Annotated in this window: 19 protein-coding genes; 9 read left to right on the top strand and 10 right to left on the bottom strand. The window is 39.5% G+C overall.

Annotated features, from left to right (window positions below; translation table 11 throughout):
- Window positions 1-9 precede the first annotated feature (9 nt).
- Genes uxaC through ACFQ19_RS11865 form a run of 3 tightly spaced genes read left to right on the top strand, consistent with a single transcriptional unit; the run spans window position 10 to window position 3271 of the window.
- Entirely contained in the window at window positions 10-1419 is a 1410-nt protein-coding gene (gene uxaC, locus ACFQ19_RS11875) for a glucuronate isomerase (RefSeq protein WP_379592310.1), read from the top strand.
- Window positions 1419-2447 carry a mannonate dehydratase gene (locus tag ACFQ19_RS11870; protein ID WP_379592308.1) on the top strand — a complete coding sequence of 343 codons (1029 nt, stop codon included), beginning with the start codon at window positions 1419-1421 and terminating at the stop codon, window positions 2445-2447. Before uxaC ends, ACFQ19_RS11870 begins: the two co-directional genes overlap by 1 nt.
- A 2-nt stretch (window positions 2448-2449) precedes the next feature.
- Window positions 2450-3271, top strand: a complete 822-nt coding sequence (locus ACFQ19_RS11865) for an SDR family oxidoreductase (protein ID WP_379592306.1) — start codon at window positions 2450-2452, stop codon at window positions 3269-3271.
- Between the two features lie 124 nt (window positions 3272-3395).
- On the opposite strand, the gene ACFQ19_RS11860 is transcribed toward ACFQ19_RS11865, so the two are convergent.
- From ACFQ19_RS11860 to ACFQ19_RS11845, 4 genes are all read right to left on the bottom strand, one after another.
- Window positions 3396-5495 carry a glycoside hydrolase family 31 protein gene (locus ACFQ19_RS11860; protein WP_379592304.1) on the bottom strand — a complete coding sequence of 700 codons (2100 nt, stop codon included), beginning with the start codon at window positions 5493-5495 and terminating at the stop codon, window positions 3396-3398.
- A 731-nt stretch (window positions 5496-6226) separates the two neighbouring features.
- Window positions 6227-7147 carry an HPr(Ser) kinase/phosphatase gene (gene hprK / locus ACFQ19_RS11855; protein WP_379592302.1) on the bottom strand — a complete coding sequence of 307 codons (921 nt, stop codon included), beginning with the start codon at window positions 7145-7147 and terminating at the stop codon, window positions 6227-6229.
- Window positions 7148-7290: 143 nt separating this feature from the next.
- Entirely contained in the window at window positions 7291-8511 is a 1221-nt protein-coding gene (locus ACFQ19_RS11850; RefSeq protein WP_379592300.1) for a hemolysin family protein, read from the bottom strand.
- 114 nt (window positions 8512-8625) lie between these two features.
- Window positions 8626-9795: a TraB/GumN family protein gene (locus ACFQ19_RS11845; RefSeq protein WP_379592298.1), complete on the bottom strand. Its 1170-nt coding sequence runs from the start codon at window positions 9793-9795 to the stop codon at window positions 8626-8628.
- 164 nt (window positions 9796-9959) lie between these two features.
- On the opposite strand from ACFQ19_RS11845, the gene ACFQ19_RS11840 reads away from it, so the two are divergent.
- Window positions 9960-10514: a GNAT family N-acetyltransferase gene (locus ACFQ19_RS11840; RefSeq protein ID WP_379592296.1), complete on the top strand. Its 555-nt coding sequence runs from the start codon at window positions 9960-9962 to the stop codon at window positions 10512-10514.
- A gap of 10 nt (window positions 10515-10524) precedes the next feature.
- Here the strand turns inward: ACFQ19_RS11840 and ACFQ19_RS11835 are convergent, their stop codons facing one another.
- Together ACFQ19_RS11835 and ACFQ19_RS11830 are read right to left on the bottom strand one after the other, a co-directional pair.
- Window positions 10525-10845, bottom strand: a complete 321-nt coding sequence (locus tag ACFQ19_RS11835) for a DUF3889 domain-containing protein (RefSeq protein WP_379592294.1) — start codon at window positions 10843-10845, stop codon at window positions 10525-10527.
- Between the two features lie 136 nt (window positions 10846-10981).
- Window positions 10982-12697, bottom strand: a complete 1716-nt coding sequence (locus ACFQ19_RS11830) for an ABC transporter ATP-binding protein (protein WP_379592293.1) — start codon at window positions 12695-12697, stop codon at window positions 10982-10984.
- A gap of 167 nt (window positions 12698-12864) precedes the next feature.
- Here ACFQ19_RS11830 and ACFQ19_RS11825 point away from each other — a divergent pair, with 167 nt between their 5' ends.
- On the top strand, window positions 12865-13236 hold the full coding sequence (locus tag ACFQ19_RS11825) for a DoxX family protein (RefSeq protein WP_379592292.1): 372 nt from the start codon (window positions 12865-12867) through the stop codon (window positions 13234-13236).
- Window positions 13237-13496: 260 nt separating this feature from the next.
- On the opposite strand, the gene ACFQ19_RS11820 is transcribed toward ACFQ19_RS11825, so the two are convergent.
- From ACFQ19_RS11820 to ACFQ19_RS11810, 3 genes are all read right to left on the bottom strand, one after another.
- Window positions 13497-14717 carry a S1C family serine protease gene (locus ACFQ19_RS11820; protein ID WP_379592291.1) on the bottom strand — a complete coding sequence of 407 codons (1221 nt, stop codon included), beginning with the start codon at window positions 14715-14717 and terminating at the stop codon, window positions 13497-13499.
- 399 nt (window positions 14718-15116) lie between these two features.
- Window positions 15117-15920: an MBL fold metallo-hydrolase gene (locus ACFQ19_RS11815; protein WP_379592290.1), complete on the bottom strand. Its 804-nt coding sequence runs from the start codon at window positions 15918-15920 to the stop codon at window positions 15117-15119.
- Between the two features lie 418 nt (window positions 15921-16338).
- Entirely contained in the window at window positions 16339-16548 is a 210-nt protein-coding gene (locus tag ACFQ19_RS11810) for a hypothetical protein (RefSeq protein WP_379592289.1), read from the bottom strand.
- Window positions 16549-16663: 115 nt separating this feature from the next.
- Here ACFQ19_RS11810 and ACFQ19_RS11805 point away from each other — a divergent pair, with 115 nt between their 5' ends.
- The 4 genes from ACFQ19_RS11805 to ACFQ19_RS11790 all read left to right on the top strand — a co-directional run bounded on the left by ACFQ19_RS11805 (window position 16664) and on the right by ACFQ19_RS11790 (window position 18572).
- A complete protein-coding gene (locus ACFQ19_RS11805) occupies window positions 16664-17065 on the top strand; it encodes a hypothetical protein (protein ID WP_379592288.1) in 402 nt (133 codons plus the stop codon).
- Between the two features lie 127 nt (window positions 17066-17192).
- Entirely contained in the window at window positions 17193-17684 is a 492-nt protein-coding gene (locus ACFQ19_RS11800) for a hypothetical protein (RefSeq protein WP_379592287.1), read from the top strand.
- Window positions 17685-17696: 12 nt separating this feature from the next.
- Window positions 17697-18389 carry a hypothetical protein gene (locus ACFQ19_RS11795; protein ID WP_379592286.1) on the top strand — a complete coding sequence of 231 codons (693 nt, stop codon included), beginning with the start codon at window positions 17697-17699 and terminating at the stop codon, window positions 18387-18389.
- Between the two features lie 18 nt (window positions 18390-18407).
- Window positions 18408-18572, top strand: coding sequence for a defense against restriction DarA-related protein (locus tag ACFQ19_RS11790; protein ID WP_379592285.1), 165 nt, complete (start codon window positions 18408-18410; stop codon window positions 18570-18572).
- Window positions 18573-18746: 174 nt separating this feature from the next.
- Here ACFQ19_RS11790 and ACFQ19_RS11785 read toward each other — a convergent pair whose 3' ends face one another.
- A complete protein-coding gene (locus tag ACFQ19_RS11785) occupies window positions 18747-19850 on the bottom strand; it encodes an N-acetylmuramoyl-L-alanine amidase (RefSeq protein WP_379592284.1) in 1104 nt (367 codons plus the stop codon).
- Window positions 19851-19857 lie beyond the last annotated feature (7 nt).

The raw sequence follows: 19857 nt of genomic DNA, 5'->3' as shown, positions 1-19857 counted from the left end.
GAGATATATATGACACTTATCAATGAAAACTTTTTATTAACAACGACTAAAGCGAAAGAACTCTATCAATCTGTAAAAGATATTCCAATTTATGATTTTCACTGTCATTTAAGTCCAAAGGAAATCTATGAAGATAAAAATTTCGATACAATTACGGATTTATGGCTTGGACATGACCATTATAAATGGCGTTTAATGCGTGCTTATGGGATTGATGAAAAACTTATCACCGGAGACGGTGATAAGTTTGAGAAATTTAAAGCTTTTATTGAAATGCTTCCTAAAGCTATCATGAATCCAATGTATCATTGGTGTTATTTAGAATTGGCTCGATATTTCAACCATTTTGAAGGTGTACAGTACAGTGATGCAAAAGAACTTTATCAGAAATTAAATGACAAGTTACAGCAACCGGATATGTCACCAAGAAATATCTTGCGTAAAAGTAATGTACAAGTAGTCTGCACAACCGATGATCCTTGTGATGATTTACATTATCATCAGCAATTAGCGGAAGACGCTTCATTTGCTACCGAAGTTCGTCCAACATTCCGGCCGGACTTCTACATTAGCTTGAACAAGGAAAGCATCCAGACAGCAATTCAGAAGTTAGAGAAAGCTGCCGGAGCAGAAATTAACGATCTATCAGATTACATCAAGGCCTTGGAAAATCGTGTAGATTATTTCAACAAACATGGCGCCAAAAGTGCTGACCAAAGTTTCTCAGAAGTGATATTAACGGGGCTTTCCGAAGAAGATGCAGCGGCATTGTTTACCGATTTAAACAATGGAAAAACATTATCCCACCAAAAAACACAAGAATTGGCTGGCTACTTGTTAACGCAGCTGGCAAAATCATATAAAAAATATGATTGGGTTATGCAGTTGCACCTTGGGCCGCTTCGCAACAATAATACCAGCCAATTTGAAAAGATTGGAACTGATTCCGGTTTTGACAGCCTTGGCAATTTACTTGATGCAGCAGCATTAAATCGATTTTTAGACCAGTTAAATCAATACGGTTATTTAACCAATACCATTATTTATCCGCATAATGCCCATGACCATCAAATGGTTCAGTCTGCTGCTGGAAATTTTACATCTAAAGATGTGCAGGTACAGCTTGGTGCTGCGTGGTGGTACAATGACACGAAAGATGGAATGACCCAACATTTAATTGATTATGCAAATATCGGATTGCTTTCTCAGTTTGCAGGAATGCTTACCGATTCACGAAGTCTGTTGTCTTACTCCCGGCATGAGTACTTCCGAAGAATTCTTTGCCAGCTGATCGGCTCTCTTGTCGAACAGGGAGAAATTGAAGACGACCCGGCACTGCTCGAAGGTATTTTAAAAGATATCTGCTTTAACAATGCCGTACGTTTATTTAAGATTGAAAATATCAAGGAGGCTCACTAATGCAATTATCTTTTAGATGGTACGGAGATACCGATCCAGTAACGTTAGATAAAATAAAACAAATTCCTGCTATGAAGCACATCGTCTCTGCTATTTATGACGTTCCTGTGGGTGAAGTCTGGTCCAAGGAACGTATTGATAATCTGAAAGCATCTGTAGAAAAAGAAGGGCTCTCTCTGACAGTGATTGAGAGCCTTCCTGTTCACGAATCTATTAAGCTTGGTGATGCGGATCGAGATCACTATATTGCCAATTATAAGGAATCATTGAAAAACCTTGCTAAGGCAGGAGTTAAAACCGTCTGCTATAATTTCATGCCCGTTTTCGATTGGACAAGGACGGATTTGGAGCATGAGTTAGAGGATAGCTCTACCGCCTTATTATATGATCATGATTTTATTCAAAAAATCGATCCGGTCACAACGAATTTAAATTTACCTGGTTGGGACGAAAGCTATACAAAGGAAGAAATGGCTGCTTTAATTGAAAAATACCGCCACATTTCGAAAGAAGACCTTTGGGAAAATCTTCGTTATTTCTTAGATGAAGTACTACCCGTTGCTATCCAACATGACGTTGATATGACCATTCATCCAGACGATCCACCTTGGTCTCTCTTCGGTATTCCAAGAATCATTAAAGGAAGAGAAAGTTATCAGCGTTTGCTGTCCATTAATGATGCTAAAAATAATGGCATTTGTTTTTGTACAGGATCACTAGGCTGTTTAGAAGAAAATAACCTTCCTTCACTGATTCGTGAATTTGGGGATCATATCCACTTTGTTCATATGCGGAATATTAAGCGTTTGGATAACCATTCGTTTGTAGAAACAGCACATCCATCTGACTTCGGATCGATTGATATGAAAGAGATTATCCGTGCGTTAAAGGATATTAACTATCAGAAAACGATACGTCCCGATCATGGCAGAATGATTTGGGGCGAAACTGGAAAAGCAGGTTATGGTCTCTTTGACCGTGCTTTAGGTGCCAGCTATATTAATGGTTTAATAGAAGGAGTGGAATAAGCATGCAATTATCATTAGAGGGAAGAAACATTGTCATTACAGGAGCGAGCGGTGTCATTGGAAGCACTTTTGTTCGGGCCATGGTTCGAGAACGTGCACACGTTGGTTTAATTGGACGCAACAAGGAAAAATTAGAACAGCTTGCAGCAGAAGTAGATCCTGACGGTAACAATACCATTGTTCTTGCCGCTGATGTTCTGGATAAATCCTCCCTCAGGCAGGCTAAGCAGCAATTTAACGACACATTTGGTACTGCGCATGCACTGATTAATGGTGCAGGAGGAAATCATCCCGATGCAACAACCGATGATGAACATTTTCAAAAGGATATATCCAAAAACCTGTTTGGATTAAGCGAGGAAGGTGTAGAAAGTGTTTTCCGTTTGAATTACACCGGTACTTTCCTGCCCATTCAGGTGTTTGGAACGGATTTAACGGAAGGTGAAGGGAATTCGATTATTAATATTTCTTCCATGAATGCTTTTCAGCCTTTAACCAAAATCCCGGCATACAGCGGAGCTAAAGCTGCAATTAGCAATTTCACTCAATGGCTCAGTACGTATTTTGAAGGAAAAGTCCGTGTTAACGCGATTGCTCCCGGTTTCTTTGAAACAGCGCAAAATAAAGGTCTTCTGCGCAATGAAGATGGTTCTTATTCTGACCGTGCAGAAAAAATACTAGGGCAGACACCGATGAATCGATTTGGTGATCCGGAAGATTTGGTTGGTACATTATTATGGCTGCTTGATTCAAATGCCAGCCGTTTTGTTACAGGTATTGTTGTGCCAGTTGACGGCGGGTTTTCTTCCTATTCAGGAGTGTAAGTTCATTAACGAAAGGAGAGCGGGATAACCGCTTTCCTTTTTTCGTATGCAGCGTATTCATTTACGAAAAAAAGCCATCTGACAGCTTTTCTTTCCATAAGAAGCTTCAGATGGTTTTTTTGCATTAAAACGGTTGTACTTCTATTTCAGTCAATGCATTATTGTACATCGGTAAAGACGTTCCTTTTTTAACAAAGAAAGGAATATTTGCTAAGGAAACATCTACAGTAATGGTGCTTCCTCCTTCGTAAACATCCCCTGTATAATAATCAATCCAGCCTTCTGGATTTTTTGGCAAGTAAATCTGCCGTTGTGTTTGTCCTTCTTCTACAATCGGGCAGACAAGTAACTTATCGCCAAGCATAAAGTCATCAGTATCTTTATACGTTTTGTCGTCTTCTTCAAATTCATAAAATGTCGGACGAATGATTGGTTCATAATGATCATATGCATTTTCTACCAAACTTTGAATATAAGGGTTTAGACGCTCATGCAAGTGCATTGCTTCTTTTACTTCTTCCAATACTTCTTCATGCATCCAAGCTTCATTAACAGAACCATCATCATTCCACGAATGGATCGAAAAACGAGGATAGAATACACCGCACTGAACCCATCTTAAGAACAACTCAGGGTCAGGTTTTGGTCCTGAAAACCCGCCGATGTCATGTCCAAAATTATATACGCCAGACAAACTCAGTCCAAGAGCCATCTTATTGTTAAATTTCAAAGTGTTCCAGCTTGTCCGATTATCTCCCGTCCACGTCTGTACATATTTGCTGATTCCTGCACAGCCCGAACGGCTGATAACATAAGGATTTTCCTCTTCATTATAGGCAAGCTGTACTTCTCTGGATGCTTTCACCATTAATAACGGCATAATAGCTCTGTATTTTTGAAAGCTGCCGCCATTTCCAAATCCGTGCACTTGCGCTTTTTCATCCCAAACCTCAAATTCATTATTATCATTCCATGTACAGTTAATATGATTATCTAATAGCTTGGTTTTTACTTGTTTTTTCCACCAGTTGATGGTATCTGGATTAGTGAAGTCCAAATAATATCCTTCATCATCCCAGAACTGAATTAATAAAGGTTCTCCATGTTCATCTTTAATGAATCCGTCAAAAGCCAAAACCTCATCAAGTAATGGATGATTCAGCATCAGAGAAGGTTTGATATTAGCAACAATTTCTACTCCCTCATCGACGAAATGCTTTCCAAATGCTTTGGGGTCCGGGAATTTATCATAATTCCAGTTGAATACATAGCGTTTTCCATCAATAGATGTGTAACCGGAAGAAAGATGAAAGGAGCGTACGTTAATATCATGATGGTCACATTGCTCCAGAAAATCGTTCAATCGTTCTTGTGAATCCGGCAAGTCTGTATACTGCATGGTAGATCCAGAATAAGAAATGGCCCATGCTGGCATTTTTGCAGGTCTCCCTGTCAGCCAGCTAAACCGCTTTGTAACATCTTTAATCTGTGGCCCGGCAACGACATAATAATCGAGAAAATCACTGTTGGTTTCATAGTAACGGTAATATCCATGATAGTTATCCAGTTCCTTTCCAAAATCCAACACGGAATTTTGATAATCATCATAGAAGATGCCAATAGATTGACGAATGCTTGGTTTATACGTAATATAAAACGGAATATGTTTGTACAGCGGATCTGTCGTCTCCGCATTGTACCCCATTGCGTCAATATTATTCATACGGAATCGTCTGCCATGTCTATCTGCAACACCAGATTTCTCTCCCAATCCAAAATACATATCCTCTGCATCTCGTTCTAAATAATGACATGTAGGATGGTTTGGACTAATTTGGTGCTGATAACTTTGTGTCTTGCGATCTGTCATCACTTGTTCAAAAACACCTGCTGCATTTTTTTGGAACCACGTTACATAAAATCCTTCTTTTTGAATATCCAATTTTAGTTTTGTGGTTGTAATGGTAATTGTTTCATTCGACTCGGAAAAGGTATATTCAGGTGAAGAGAACGGTTTCAAATTATCTCGTGAAACGCCTTCAAAAGGAAGTTCCGTGTCTCCAGGAGTAATCGTCCATGTCGGAAATTCTATTTGTTTCTGATCACTTATTTTCACATTAATAATAGATGGTTCTAAAACTCTGATTTGCGCGTACATTGCTTGTTCTTGATTATATAGCAATATCTGATTCGATTCATGTGTATGCAATTTAAAGTTGCCCAATGCTTATCCCTCCAAATAACAACGTTGTTATTACTAGTATACCTTTTCTTTGAAGAAAAATAAAGTTGGAACTATTACCAAAATCACAAGGTAATCATTCCAACTTTATATCCTTCCCTTGAAAGAATTCTCTAATAGGTAAAGCTATATAACTTGAAATTAATATTTTACCTTCTGGCGTTCGCTCCGGCCAACCACTCCGCTTTCCATGGGGACGGCTTCAGCTAACTTGAAAAGAAGACCGCTTTTCAAGTGGATCTTCAGCTCGCCCTGTTCCCATAGGAGTCTACGTGGTTGGCCTACGCTCTAATAGGATTTTGCAGCGTATGGAAGAAATAACATCCTAATGAAGTTAGAGGGATTTTAATTGTTCAGCTATTTCAACCGTATAGAATATCCCACTAGCGGAGGCGGACCGTTTTGACTCCTGAGGGATCAGCACCATCTGAAGATCCACTTTTGCCAAGCGCTCTTCTTGGCAAAAGTTAGCTGAAGAGCGTGCCCCTAGGAAAGCAAACGGTCCGCCGCAGCGGTCGCCCTACACTTCACCTTCTCATCTTCAGATGTATGGAAGAAACGATTTACCTCTGTTCTTATGAAAAAGAAGTTACTTTTTAAAGTGCGTCAGTTGAGTAAAGAAAAAGATAGGTTTATTAATTCAATTTATATAGTAAAAACATTTATACCTGTTTTATCCCCGATTCACTCATTCACACAACACAAGAAAACGATCAATCATCTCCTTCTTCCCATTGCACACGTTCCATAAATTCCGCAGAAGCTTTATACCCTTGTTGCTGCAGGTACCAATTATTCGCAGCTGCTTCCACTAACCCGGCGACATCTCTCCCCGGCTGCAGCTGAATTTCAATCATAGGAATCTTTACCCCCATATAATCTTCCGTCTCAGTTTTCAATTCCAACTCATTATTAAGCTCATCTTTCTGCCATTTCGTCAATTCAATTACCAGGGAAATACGTGATTCATCTTGAAATGCTTTTCTTCCGTACATACGAACAATATTCAGCAAGCCGACACTGCGCAGTGCGAGAAATTCGCGGTTAATATCATTATGTGTTCCGAGAACGGTCTGATGACTTAATTTCCTCAAAATAACGATGTCATCCGAAACGAGACGATGTCCTCGCCCGATTAAGGTATGTGCCAATTCACTTTTCCCGACACCCGATTCTCCGCGAATTAGAATGCCAATTCCGAATACATTCAAGCAGACACCATGGACGGCAATTTCCATTGCCAGTTTACGCGTCAGATAATTATCCACCTTGGCAATAAAATCAACTGCCGTATCCGCTGTACGAAGGAGCGGAATATTTTCTTCCTGACAGAATTTCGTTAAATACGTAAGCCCATCCTGCTCTGATGTAACAATAAAGCACGGCGGATGATAGCTTACTACGTGATCGATTCTTTCTTTTCGTTCGTCAATATTCAACTGTTTCAAAAAAGTAATTTCCTTTTTCCCTAAGATTTGCACCCGTTCCATTGGAAAAAAGTCAAAGTAGCCAATAAACTCTAAACCCGGACGATGTGTCTTGGCCTTTTTAATCGTACGTTCTAATTCATCTCCTCCAGCAAGTACTTCTAATTGGAATTCATTTACTAAGTTTTGTACGCTGATAGATTTCAAAGCATCACACTCCTCTTTATCCGGTTCTTATCCCTACATTATAACGAATTCTATCCAAAAGAGACAGGATTCTCTCTATGGAATGCGTTTTTATTAAAACTTAAGACGAAAAAAAGGTGGAAATTTTTATTCCACCTGTCTTTCTATTTAATAATCTGTACCCGCTTAATATACCGGCCATCTATTTCCAGAATATGAAAGGTTAAGTTTTCCTTTTCCAGCTTATCGCCTTCTTCCGGAAAAGTGGTTAAGTTTCGAAGGATATAGGCTGCCAGCACATCGTCTTCCTCAGGAATATCCGTATCAAAAGCATTGTTTAGCTGATGCAAAGTGATTTTTCCATCACAAATCATTTCCGTCTCTGTCTGCTTCTCAATCAGAGCATCTTCTTCCATGTCCGTTTCATCTTCAATTTCTTGCCCGATCATGACTTCAATAATGTCCTCCTGCGTTACAATACCTTCTGTGCCGCCATATTCATCCAGGACGATGGCCATATGTTTCTTTGCTTCCAGCATCTTATGGAAAACCCATTCGATATTGTAAAATTCATAGACACGGAGCGGTTCCATATCGCTATAATCTACGAGCGCTTTTTCTTTGTCATCACTCCAGGAGATTAAATATTTTGAGTGGAAAATGCCAATAATATCATCGACATCCTCCCCAAAAACAGGATACCTTGTAAATGGACTGGAGAGTGCCAACGCTTTGACTTCTTCATAACTTTCATCATGGTCTAAGCCGACGATTTCAACGCGCGGTGTTTTCAGCACATCCTTTACATTTAAATGATAAAAATCAAATACACCGCGGATTCGTGAAGACTCTTCTTTTTGAAAGGCCCCCTCTGAATCAGCAATGTCTACAATCGCCCGCAGTTCTTCCTTGGAAACGGACTCTGCCTGCATCTCTCCTTTTGAAAGAGCCTTGGTAATCATTCCTGTCAATCCATTTAATAAAAATGTGATTGGTTTTAAAATAAACACAACCACACGGATAATCGGGAAGATGAGTGCAGAAATACGATCCGGGAAGCTGGCTGCTACGGATTTGGGGATGACTTCAGAAAACACAATAATTGTCACAGTCAAAATTGCTGAAGCAAGTCCCACATTTAACCCATAGTCGATGGCCATCATCGTAACCAGTGTCGGCAGCAAGATATTTGCCACATTATTCCCGATTAAAATAGCTGTAATAAATTCACTTGGTTTGGAAACTAGCTGTAGCAGCTTTTCTGCTTTGCTGTCTCCATCGTTCGCTTTCGCCTGCAGCTTCATTTTATTCGTTGCTGTCAAGGCTGTTTCACTTCCTGAGAAGAAAAGTGATACAAAGATTAAAAAAATGATCGCAATGATCACGAGTAGATTCCTCCTAAACGAAAACAATTTTTATATGGAAAACAAGTATAAGAGATAGTTTTTCTTTTTGAAAAACGGCCTTCTCTATCATCAATTTATCCTTCAAAATCCAACCTATACCAGGTTTTGAATAAACACACGGATAACATCCGCCCCGCCGATAAGTGTACCCAAAGAGCTTCCGATATTTGCTAATACGACTACAAGCAATATCCGTGTTACTTTATTATTCCAAAAGCCTTTGACCGAATGCGCATCATCCGCTAACTTATCAAAGTCGCTGACGTTAGGGCGTTTAATATACGCTTGTACAAATCCGGCAAACCATCCTGCTGCCAGCAGTGGATTAAGGGATGTCAACGGTGCGACGATAAACGCCGTTAAAATAGTTAAAGGGTGTGCGAAAGCAGCAAGAGCCCCGATTGCAGAGAACGACCCGTTCCAAAGTATCCAGCTTAACGTCTGTTGCCAACCTGCTGCTGGATTGGTAATAAACGTATAGGCGATAATCGCGATGATGAAAACAGGAATCATCCAGCCGACTACTTTTGGCCACTTGGCTTTCGGCGGGCGTCTTGTTAATTTGTCTAAATCCTGTTCTTTTTCAATTTCTTTGGTAATGCCTGGAACATGGGCTGCACCCAGTATAGCTACTACTTTATTGCCGGGAGCATCTTTGATTTTTTGTGATAAATACTGATCGCGTTCATCAATCAAGGGTTTCTTTAAATCCGGGAAATAGTCTGTAAACTCTTGCAGCATGGCATTAATCGTATCCTGCTGCTTCATATTTTCTAACTCTTTTTCGGAAATTTCTTGTCTGCTAAAAATACTGCCAAACACTTGCATTAACAGCATCGCCTTTCCTTTAAAGCTGATATTTCCCCAAATGCGGGCAAATGTAATTTGAATATCCCGGTCAGCTAAAACAAGTTCGGCGCCTGTTTCTTCCGCAGACTGGATGCCTTGTATCATTTCTTCACCCGGACGAATGCCAAATTGCTTAGCCATCCGCTTTTGAAAGGAGGAAACTGCCAAGTTCATTAACAGCGCAACTGCTTTTTTATCACGGATAATTTGAAAAATATCTGTATTTTTCCATTTATTATCATCCTTTACCGATTGAAAACGCTGTTCGTCCAGCTCGATACAAATCGTATCAGGCTGCTCGCTGTCAACGACTTCCTTCACCTGTTCAGCGCTATTTTTAGAAACATGGGCTGTACCGATTAATATATATTCTTTTCCATTTAATTGAATCCTTGTGACATTTTCCTCGCTCATGTACCATCCTTCTTCCTTCCATCATATAATACGAAACAAGGGGTCTTTTTCGTTTGTATACTCTATTGTAATACATTTTCACCAAATAATTAAACATCTAAGCGTTTATAACGTATGATATAGAAAGATAACCATACAATAAGTATGAATATGGGGGATGACCTATGTTTTACTATCAATTAGATGACCGCCTGACATTGCGGCAGCTGCAAATGGAAGATGCCAATGCGTTGTTTATGGCTGTAGAAAACTCAAGAGAACAATTATGGGAATGGCTTCCATGGATAGAAGCAACCAGGAGTCTTTCCGATTGTTTGGCTTTTATTGATTTATGTTTACAAGGTGCCAAACGCAGACAGTCACTGAATGTCGGCATTTTCGAGGAAAGAAAACTGATCGGCTGCATTAATTTTAATTTTATTGATTGGCAAAACAGCAGCGCATCAATCGGATATTGGTTAGACCCATCATATCAGAAAAAAGGTATCATGACATCGGCTGTGCAGGTAATGATTGATTATGCGTTTTATACATTACGGTTAAATCGTGTGGAGATCCGCGCTTCCATGCATAATAAAAAAAGCAGAGCCATCCCTGAAAGACTGAATTTCCGCCATGAAGGCATTATCAGGCAGGGGGAATGGCTATATGATCATTATGAAGATTTAGCTGTGTACGGACTCTTAGCAAGAGAGTGGACACATACGCATGCTTTCTGACATACTTATTTTACTTTTTCGTCTCCTTCATATGAATATCGACAATTTCTTCCGTATTTGTTTTAAAATAAATATCAATAATAACACCAAATTCCTTCTCTTGGCCGACTAACCATAGCTTAAATGTTTCAACGGTTTCTTCGCCTTCTGTTTGTCTGCCTACATGCAGGTAATCCACGATTTTTTCTTGTGGATATCGGGCTTTGACTTCTTTCATTGCAACCTGTCCCCATGGGGCATACTCAGGTTCCTCTGCATTTACCCAGGTTCCGATGAGTAAAGGAATGATAATAATACCTGCAACAATAAAGATGCGATATATCCGGTTCATATTGCCACCTCCTATTTAGCCTTAGCTTTTGCCGATTCGGCGTTTTTATGCTAAACAGACAGGTTGGGTTGATTTCATTTCCCGGGAAATGAAATAGGGTTCAAAACAGGCTGCGCTTCAGGTGCAGCCTGTCCTGCTATTTCATTTGTACGCTATGCAGATGCGCAAAAATACCATCTTTCTGTAGAAGTTCTTCATGTGTTCCTTCTTCTTCAATGCCTTTTTTCGTTACGACCATAATACGATCGGCTGCTTTTATCGTAGCAAGACGATGTGCAATTACAATGGTGGTACGGTCGGCCGCAAGATCATTCAAGGCTTTTTGAATAATCATTTCTGTTTCTGTATCAAGTGCGGAGGTCGCTTCATCCAAGATAAGGATAGGCGGATTTTTCAAGAACATACGGGCAATTGCTATACGCTGTTTTTGACCTCCTGACAGCTTCAATCCTCTTTCTCCCACCTGAGTCTCGTATCCGTCCGGAAGTTCTTGAATAAAGTCTTCCATATGGGCACGCTTAGCCGCAAGCTCGATTTCTTCATCTGTTGCTTCCAGGTTTCCATAAGCAATATTCTCACGCAAGGTTCCGGTAAATAGGAATACATCCTGTTGGACCACGCCTATATTCTTGCGAAGCGATTCTTTCGTCATATCACGAATATCAATCCCGTCAATCGTCACAGCTCCCTCGTCCACATCATAAAATCGTGGAATTAATGCAGAAATGGTGGTCTTACCTGCTCCGGAAGGTCCTACAAATGCTACTGTTTCTCCCGGATTCATTTGAAAATGGATATCGTCCAGCACCGGTTTTTGTGTTTTATCGTAGCTGAAGCTCACTTGATCAAACCGGATATCTCCTTTTAAATCACCAACTGCCACAGCATCCGGCTTGTCCTCCACATCCGGATTGACAGCCATCATATCGGAAAAACGTTTGAACCCGGCCATCCCTTTCGGATACAGTTCCAAGAGGGCTGTAATTTTATTAATTGGCGTCGTTAATACATTGACAAATAAAATAAAACTGACCAGCTCTCCATAACTAAGACGATCTGTATAAGTGAACCAGGCACCGGTGACAAGGACAAGCAATGTCATTAAACGCATTAACAAGAAAATATTCGAATGAACAATTCCCATCACTTTATAAGCGCCTACCTTCACGATACGAAATTTTTCATTATTTTCTTGGAAACGCTGCTTCTCGAATTCTTCATTAGTAAAAGATTGTACCACACGTACTCCAGAAACAGCATCCTCTATTCTTGCATTCACTCCAGCAATTTTGGCATACATTTTTCGCCATGCTTTGTTCATACGAATATTTCCAAATGTAATCAGGAAAATCAAAATAGGTACAGTGATGAGCACAATCAGCGCCAAGACCGGATTAATCGTGAACATAATAAAGAAAGCACCCATGAATGTCATAATGGAGATAAAAAAATCCTCCGGTCCATGGTGGGCAAGCTCTCCTAAATCAAATAAATCATTGGTGATACGGCTCATAATATGGCCTGTTTTGGTGTTATCAAAAAAATGAAATGATTGCCTTTGTACTTGATAAAATAAATCACGGCGCATATCTGTTTCTATGTTAATTCCCAGCTTATGTCCTAAATAAGAAACGACATATTGCAAATAGGTACTGATGATGTACACAATCAGCAATAAAATCGATACTACTACAATCGCATTCCAGTCTTGACCAGGAAGCAATTGATCAATAAACCATTGCACCGCTACCGGAAAAGCTAATTCCATCAGCGCCACAATGACTGCAGCAGAGAAATCTATGATAAATAACCGTTTATGCGGTTTATAATATGAGAAAAATTGACGCAGCATGTTTCTCCTTCCTCCCTCTTATTTTCTGCGATAATACGATAAAAAGATATTAGTCGCATTAGTGAATTATATAGTTAATCACTTGGGAAAACAATATGCTTATCTTCATATTCGCCGGAAAGTTTGTCCTTTTCCCTGCATAATATTTAAAAAGGGGGTTGTTTCACGTGAAACCATTAAAGTTGATTTGTTATGTTATAGGATTTGTGTTTCTCGTATCTGGATTGATGAAATTTATAGACCTTTCGATGGTAAACAGTTTTGATCAAATGGGGATACCTTTATCTAACTATGTATATTTTTTTGTAGCACTTTTCGAGGTAATGGCGGGGATGCTGTTAATCGGCAGAATATTTATCCACATATGTCTTATTCCACTTATTTTCATCTTGCTTGGAGCGATCTTTTTTACCAAAATTCCTGTACTAACTAATGAAGGTATGTTTGCTTTCCTCTTTGCATCTCGTTTAGATATCACCTTACTGATATTACTTGCTTTTCTATGGACAAAACGAAAAGATAAAGAAGCTTTCATCTAACTTTCTCACATCCAAATGTGGATAACATCTGTGTAATTCTAAAAATCTGTGAACAGCTTATGGAAAACCGAAACTTATCCACAATTATATACACATATGCACAAATGTTCGCAGTTATATTGTATAGGAACTTATTTTCCACACCAAATATTGAGTTAAATTTATTTTTTTATCCACTAATTGTGTATAAACTCTTTATTTTTGTGGATAAAAATTCTAAGAGTGGATTCTTATTACATCCACTCTTAGAATTTGCTTCCTTATTGCATTTCGAGTTCCATCTCTTCCTGATGCAACTCTCCATCTCTGTAAAAGTCTACCCTGACAGATTCGCCGACTTCTTTCTCTTCATAAAGGATTTTCCGTAAATCAATTGTATTATGCACAGGTTCGCCATCCAAAGCTACAATCACATCATATTGTTGAATACCTGCGTTATCAGCCGGGGATAAGTTTTCCACACTCCATACATACACGCCGCCTTCTACTTCTATCGGCAACTGCAATGTATTTCTCCATTCATATTGCGGCAGCTCTTCAATGGAATAGATTTCTACACCTAAATATGGCCGGATAACCTCTCCATTTTCCTCCAGTTCCTCAATAACAGGAATAGCACTATCTATCGGGATGGCAAAGCCGATTCCTTCTACTGCTTCTTCATTAATTTTCATGGAATTGATTCCGATCAATTGGCCATATAGATTAACCAGTGCACCGCCGCTATTTCCCGGGTTAATCGCCGCATCTGTCTGAATTACTTCTGCCTGCCAGTCAGGCTGGCCATCAAAATTAAAATCCATTGGAATTGTACGCTCCATGCCACTGATAACGCCTTGAGTAACCGTGCTTGATAAGTAGGCCCCCAGCGGGTTCCCAACAGCAACAGCCGGTTCTCCTACTTTTAAATTTTCCGAAGTTCCTATTTCCATGGCCATATCTTCATCTCTGCTGTCCATTTTAAGTACTGCTAAATCGGTAAATAAATCACTGCCAATCATTTCTGCTTCCACATGCGTTTCATCATGCATAATTACTTCTACAGCGTCGGCTCCTTCGATCACATGATGGTTCGTTACAATATATGTTTCACCTTCTTCTACCTTATAAATAACGCCTGATCCTGTTCCGGCTTCAATGCCATCAGCGTCGGCTCCCCAGGATACATTTTGCTGAAGATTTGTGATTCCTACAACAGCTGGCGTTACTTGTTCAATGATGTCGGTCAGCTGTGTGGAGACATCTACCTGCAGGGGCTGTTCCAAACCGCTGTTATTGCTGGCGCTTCCATTAATCTCCCCTTTTTCTTCAGGGCTTATTTGCTCCGCATTTTCATTTTGAAGAAAATCGGGATTAATTAACAGTACGAGTATTCCGCCAATAATAATACCAAGCAATAATGGAACAAGCCATTTTCTTTTTCCTTTTTTATCTGGTCTGGATTCCGGCTGCGGTTGATTCGGCTGGTCATTATATTCCATATATCCTTCTCCTTATCCATTTATCCAATCCTTTTCGGCAGGGTATATCATCGTAATCCCAGCCCAGTCTCCTTGCGCACTATTTAACTAAGTATTCCCGAAACGTATTTATCATTAAACGCAAAATTGTGAGTTGTACAAAATAAAAGAGACTTGTTTTTGGGTATCATCCATTTCAGTTTATGCATAAATGAATTTTTTATCCCAACTACACAAGCCTCTGTATCTTTTTCTATATTCTGGTTGCATGTACTACGAAAGCCCTTCTCCTTGGACAAAGCGCGGAAATCAATGCCATAGGTAACCTTCAGCCGGACGAGTTTCCTTCATTCCCACGAAGTGAAAGGCCATTTATCACGGAGAAGCGTCCATAAAACTTCGGTTGAGTGAAGTTTCGTTTTATACGCGTTCCGTCACGGAACCGACAGTATATAACGATGTAGGCACTGCCGGATCGGTATCATGCAATTCCAGGTCGATGCCCCGTTCCGTCAAAATTTGATTCACTGACATACGCGCCAGATCCTTCATATTATTATCCTGACTCAAGTGAGCTAAATAAACCCGCTTCGTACGATCTGAGATAATATCTGTCAGCGCAAGGCCGGAGTCTTCATTGGAAATGTGACCGGAATCTCCTAAAATACGTCGTTTCACGTTCCAAGGATAACGTCCCATCCGCAGCATTTCGACATCATGATTCGCTTCGAATATATAGGCATCAGCATCCTCCACCGTTTTCTTAATATGTTCAGATACATAACCCAAATCTGTCACAAGTGCTACCTTGTATCCATTGTGACGGAAGGTATAAAACATAGGTTCTGCCGCATCATGAGATACGCCAAACGATTCCACTTCGATATCTCCAAAACTCCGGACAGAGCTCCTATCGAATTGAAATTTCTGGTCTATTGTCAGCTTACCAAGAGAAGAATCCATGGCCTGCCACGTTTTTTCATTCGCATAAATAGGAAGCTGATACTTGCGTGCAAAGATACCCAATCCTTTAATATGATCGCTATGCTCATGGGTTACCAGAATGCCATCGAGCCCGGCCGGATCCACATCAATCTGCTGGAAAAGCCCGTCCATCTTTTTCCCGCTTAATCCAGCATCTACTAACAGACGCTGCTGTGCTGTTTCTATATAAAATGCATTTCCTGTACTGCCTGAGGCAAGTACACTAAAACGTAAACTCATTCTGACTCATCACTCCTAAGAGATGTTAGCTTTCTTGCGATTTTGTTTTATTGTTTATTTATATACTTTACCTTGTTTTTTGGTTTTTTTAAACAGAAAAGTTTTCGCTCATTTATTTCTGTTTGTTTTTTTGCGTTGGTTTTTTGTTGGATTTTACGTTGGTTCTTTTTCATGTAATAACAATAATCCCACCGTAGATAAATATACCAACCACACTCAATTTAGCTAAAGTCTTACTAAACATAGAAACTAACTTATTCGAAAAGAGGCATCCTCTCCCGGTGTGAAATTAATACAAACCACAGATCAAGAGAAACAAGAAGTTTTAAAAAAGTCGAATAACACGAATAAATGAAGCATTAGAACTTCTAGATAACGTTAAAATAATGGAAATCCTTAATAAATGAGGGTTTCTTTTTTATGCACTTCTTTTAATTGGACCGCAAGACAATATATTGTTTAGTTTAAAACTGCGGACCTGTTTTCTATAGTAGCAATAGGCAAGCGCCCTTTTATTATCAATATCCACTACTCTAATAACGCGCTGGCTAACCTTGCCCTTCCCATCCATATAATAAATCATGATTTTATCTCTGCTATTTAAAGATTTATGAAGTAATCCAATCATTTAAATCCACCTCCAAAAATTGCCGTTTGACGAATGTTTGTTCTGGTTATAATATGAATGTAACACAAAAACAAGAACAAGTGTACTGTTATTTTTTAGCAATGGGAGGTTAATTATGATGGAAAATGTATCTATAACCTACGTCACACCAGAGCAGTTTGGATATATAGACAGAGGGATTTTAAAATGGCAAGGGATGTTGTTAGCAGACCAAACAGATGCTTTAAAAAGAGATGAAAATGAACCTGCTGAAATTAAACCTAAAGAAGAAATGACAGAAGTAGAAATATCAGAAGTGCTGCACAAGGCATTTTTAAATGATGCACCTATCGCAATCCAAGCTAACACTATGCGAAACGGAAGTTATTATAAGGATGTGCTATGTAAAGTCGCTGGATATGGTGGTGGGAAAATAAATCTGGATGTAATTGACGGTCGTAAGACTAATTGCGCGATTGATCAAATTAGAAACATAGAGTTTATGGATGTATCGGATTGGTATGATAAAAGGAAATGACACCTGCTATTGCGGGTGTTTATTTTTTATAAAAAGATTTTAAATATGTGTTGACTTTAACCGATAACGGTTGTATAATGAAATTACAAGATAACCGATATCGGTTAAATAAAAGGAGGAATTGAAAATGAACACAACGGAAATCATGAGCAAGGCGGTAGCAAATGCAAAGGTAATGGAAGGGGATTGGATAGCGAAAATGAGTTTGGCTTTGAAAAAAGCTTGGAAAGAAGCAAAATACGCTGCACAATTAGCTGCTAAAGCAATGAATGAGGTTGTGTCTATTAAAAGTTGGTTTATACGTAAAAATTTCGATCAAAATGAAGCGTATACATTACAAACTGCTGAATTTGAAATCATCAAGGAAACAGAAAAAGCATACCGATTAAAAGCAATGACGGACTTCGGAAACTTGTTTGTATGGGCGCCGAAAAGCGTATGCTTGAACCAAGAACAATTCAACGCTGAATTTGACGCTGTTCAAACAAAAATGAATAAAGGTCTTGAGCGAAACCTTGAATTACTTAAAGAAGCAAAAGAATTGGGTATAAAAGGCGTTCGCAAGGGCATGAAAACTAAAACATTAGAAAATAAAATTGCTGCTCACAAAGCAGTATAAGGAGGAATTACAATGGATGTATTAAATCAAGTGATGGGTGTGCAAGAAGCTAGTGGCTTATGGGGGCTGTCTCCGGACCGAGTAAAGGGATTGTGTCAATCCAATAAGGTCCAATGCAAGAAAGTTGGTAATAGCTGGGTTTTATTAAAAGAACAGCCCAACCCTAAACAGCAAAGGTTGCAAGGTGGTGAAGTTCTTGCCGGATATACGAAACGTGAAGAAGAAGAGGTATTTTTAAAAGGAGCAAGGGAGATACTTTCTAAAGTATATCCTGAATTCAATGATGGACAGCTGTGGCTTGAAAATAGAGGTCATTTTTATTCGGTTATGCATGGTTATGGGATACAGGTGGCCCAAATCATGCCAGCACAACCAGACAAATTCGCTGAAAACAGAAAATTAGTTATCAATCGTGAAGAAAAAAAAGATGTACAAGTAGTAGCGCAAACAGAGCAATATATATTGAGAGACATAAAAGAACTAGTGCGTGCCAGGGTTCCGCTAAATACTGTCGAAACAGCCGATTGGATTGATAATAGAGTCGTATCAAGGGCTGGGTTCCTCGAAAACCGTTTAACTGATCAAGCAAATCAAGTTGATTATAAATGGAGAGACAATAAAATTAGCGTTAAATTTAAACGAGTCAACCCGCCAAAAGGTTATGATGAACACGATGATTATATCACTGTGACAAGGATTGAATAAATAAAAAGGAGTGTTTAAATGTACTGGTACGAATTTATTCGCAGAGGAATGTCCCCGGGTTGCCAACCGCGTGGATTCGTAGACCACGATGAAAATAAAGGTCGCTTTGGATGGGTTGCTTACAATAGAGAATTGACTGATAAGGAAACGTCGGATTACGAACTAAGAAAGGTGATAGAATGAGCCTTAAATCAAGCATATATAAATTTTTGAGAATATGGAACGATGTGGATGCTGTGAAGAAAGGAAAAGTTGGTAAACGAATCGGCAGGCGTGTTACGGGTCGTGCTGCAGGAAAAGGGATTAAGAAGTTATTTAAATAATATGTAAAGCCCCCACAACTGTGAGGGCTTATTTTTATAATCGTTTATTAACTTCTTTGCGGACTTGCTCATATTTTGATTTACTGATTCCAAGTGATTTTCTTCGAGCGGAATGTCCACTACCATGTTTGCCTTGGATAACCTCGTTAGCCATTTGACTGACGGATTTTCCAGAACCGCCGACAGAGCCTTTATTAACATATTCACGAACTTTATTATACTCAGATTGACTAATACCTAGTGACTTGCGTCTAGCATCATGACCGTTTCCGTGTTTTCCTGCTTTAACTTCTTTAGCCATTTGTGCGACGGACTTCTTAGAATTTTTAGCGTTTTGGGAACTAGATCCATTCAGCTTACTATACACTTGCTTACCAGGCAGCCCGTCTACATCAAGTCCATAATAAGATTGAAAACGACGTACAGCGTCCTCGGTATCTCCACCAAAATAACTGTCAATGCCGTTGTTTTTGGCGCCTTTATTAGGAAAAAATGGTGGATTATTATTGGCGAGCATAGTTTGCATTTGCTTTATAGGATTGCCATATTCTCCATTACCAAGCGTTTGGCCAGTCCAGTTTCCGGTAACTTTCTTCCAGGATGTTCCACCGCCAGAACTGGAACTACCTCCCGATGAACCGACGTTGCCAGACGACGAGCCAATCGCTGTTTTTAAATCACTCCACGTAACTCCCTTTGAGCCGCTACGTAAAAAGTGCGGGCAATCTTTGCCACTAGCTGTTTTATGCTGTACGACATTGCCAGCAGATATATTATGCTTGCTCATTAAATGTTTAATAAGATCAGCTGCATTTTGGACTGCTTGTTTAAAATTGCTGTCTGGATTGACGGCAATCTCGATACCAATACCATTGTTATTATATTTGGAATTACCGGCGTGCCAGCATTTGCGTGTATCATCAAACGACTGCACAATAGCACTGTCGTCCACAGTATAGTGCCAGCTTGCTCGTCTTGAATTTCCGTTTGATTGTAAATTAGCATGATTTTGCGCGCCTGCGCCTTTATTGGTATTGGCAGTTTCGTGTACGACAATATAATTACACGGGTTCCCTGTACCACCCGTTACACTATTAGCAATGGAGCTACTGACTATTTGTCTTTTGATATTAACCACAATAAAA

Source organism: Oceanobacillus locisalsi, from assembly GCF_042675985.1.
Taxonomy (GTDB): domain Bacteria; phylum Bacillota; class Bacilli; order Bacillales; family Amphibacillaceae; genus Oceanobacillus; species Oceanobacillus locisalsi.
This window is presented reverse-complemented; position numbering and strand designations above follow the sequence as displayed.

Coding starts and splice junctions, on each gene's coding strand:
- ACFQ19_RS11840 (WP_379592296.1), top strand. CDS start 9,960: ATGTTTTACTATCAATTAGATGACCGCCTGACATTGCGGCAGCTGCAA.
- ACFQ19_RS11835 (WP_379592294.1), bottom strand. CDS start 10,845: ATGAACCGGATATATCGCATCTTTATTGTTGCAGGTATTATTATCATT.
- uxaC (WP_379592310.1), top strand. CDS start 10: ATGACACTTATCAATGAAAACTTTTTATTAACAACGACTAAAGCGAAA.
- ACFQ19_RS11790 (WP_379592285.1), top strand. CDS start 18,408: ATGTACTGGTACGAATTTATTCGCAGAGGAATGTCCCCGGGTTGCCAA.
- ACFQ19_RS11845 (WP_379592298.1), bottom strand. CDS start 9,795: ATGAGCGAGGAAAATGTCACAAGGATTCAATTAAATGGAAAAGAATAT.
- ACFQ19_RS11865 (WP_379592306.1), top strand. CDS start 2,450: ATGCAATTATCATTAGAGGGAAGAAACATTGTCATTACAGGAGCGAGC.
- ACFQ19_RS11810 (WP_379592289.1), bottom strand. CDS start 16,548: ATGATTGGATTACTTCATAAATCTTTAAATAGCAGAGATAAAATCATG.
- ACFQ19_RS11805 (WP_379592288.1), top strand. CDS start 16,664: ATGATGGAAAATGTATCTATAACCTACGTCACACCAGAGCAGTTTGGA.
- ACFQ19_RS11800 (WP_379592287.1), top strand. CDS start 17,193: ATGAACACAACGGAAATCATGAGCAAGGCGGTAGCAAATGCAAAGGTA.
- ACFQ19_RS11830 (WP_379592293.1), bottom strand. CDS start 12,697: ATGCTGCGTCAATTTTTCTCATATTATAAACCGCATAAACGGTTATTT.
- ACFQ19_RS11795 (WP_379592286.1), top strand. CDS start 17,697: ATGGATGTATTAAATCAAGTGATGGGTGTGCAAGAAGCTAGTGGCTTA.
- ACFQ19_RS11870 (WP_379592308.1), top strand. CDS start 1,419: ATGCAATTATCTTTTAGATGGTACGGAGATACCGATCCAGTAACGTTA.
- ACFQ19_RS11815 (WP_379592290.1), bottom strand. CDS start 15,920: ATGAGTTTACGTTTTAGTGTACTTGCCTCAGGCAGTACAGGAAATGCA.
- ACFQ19_RS11820 (WP_379592291.1), bottom strand. CDS start 14,717: ATGGAATATAATGACCAGCCGAATCAACCGCAGCCGGAATCCAGACCA.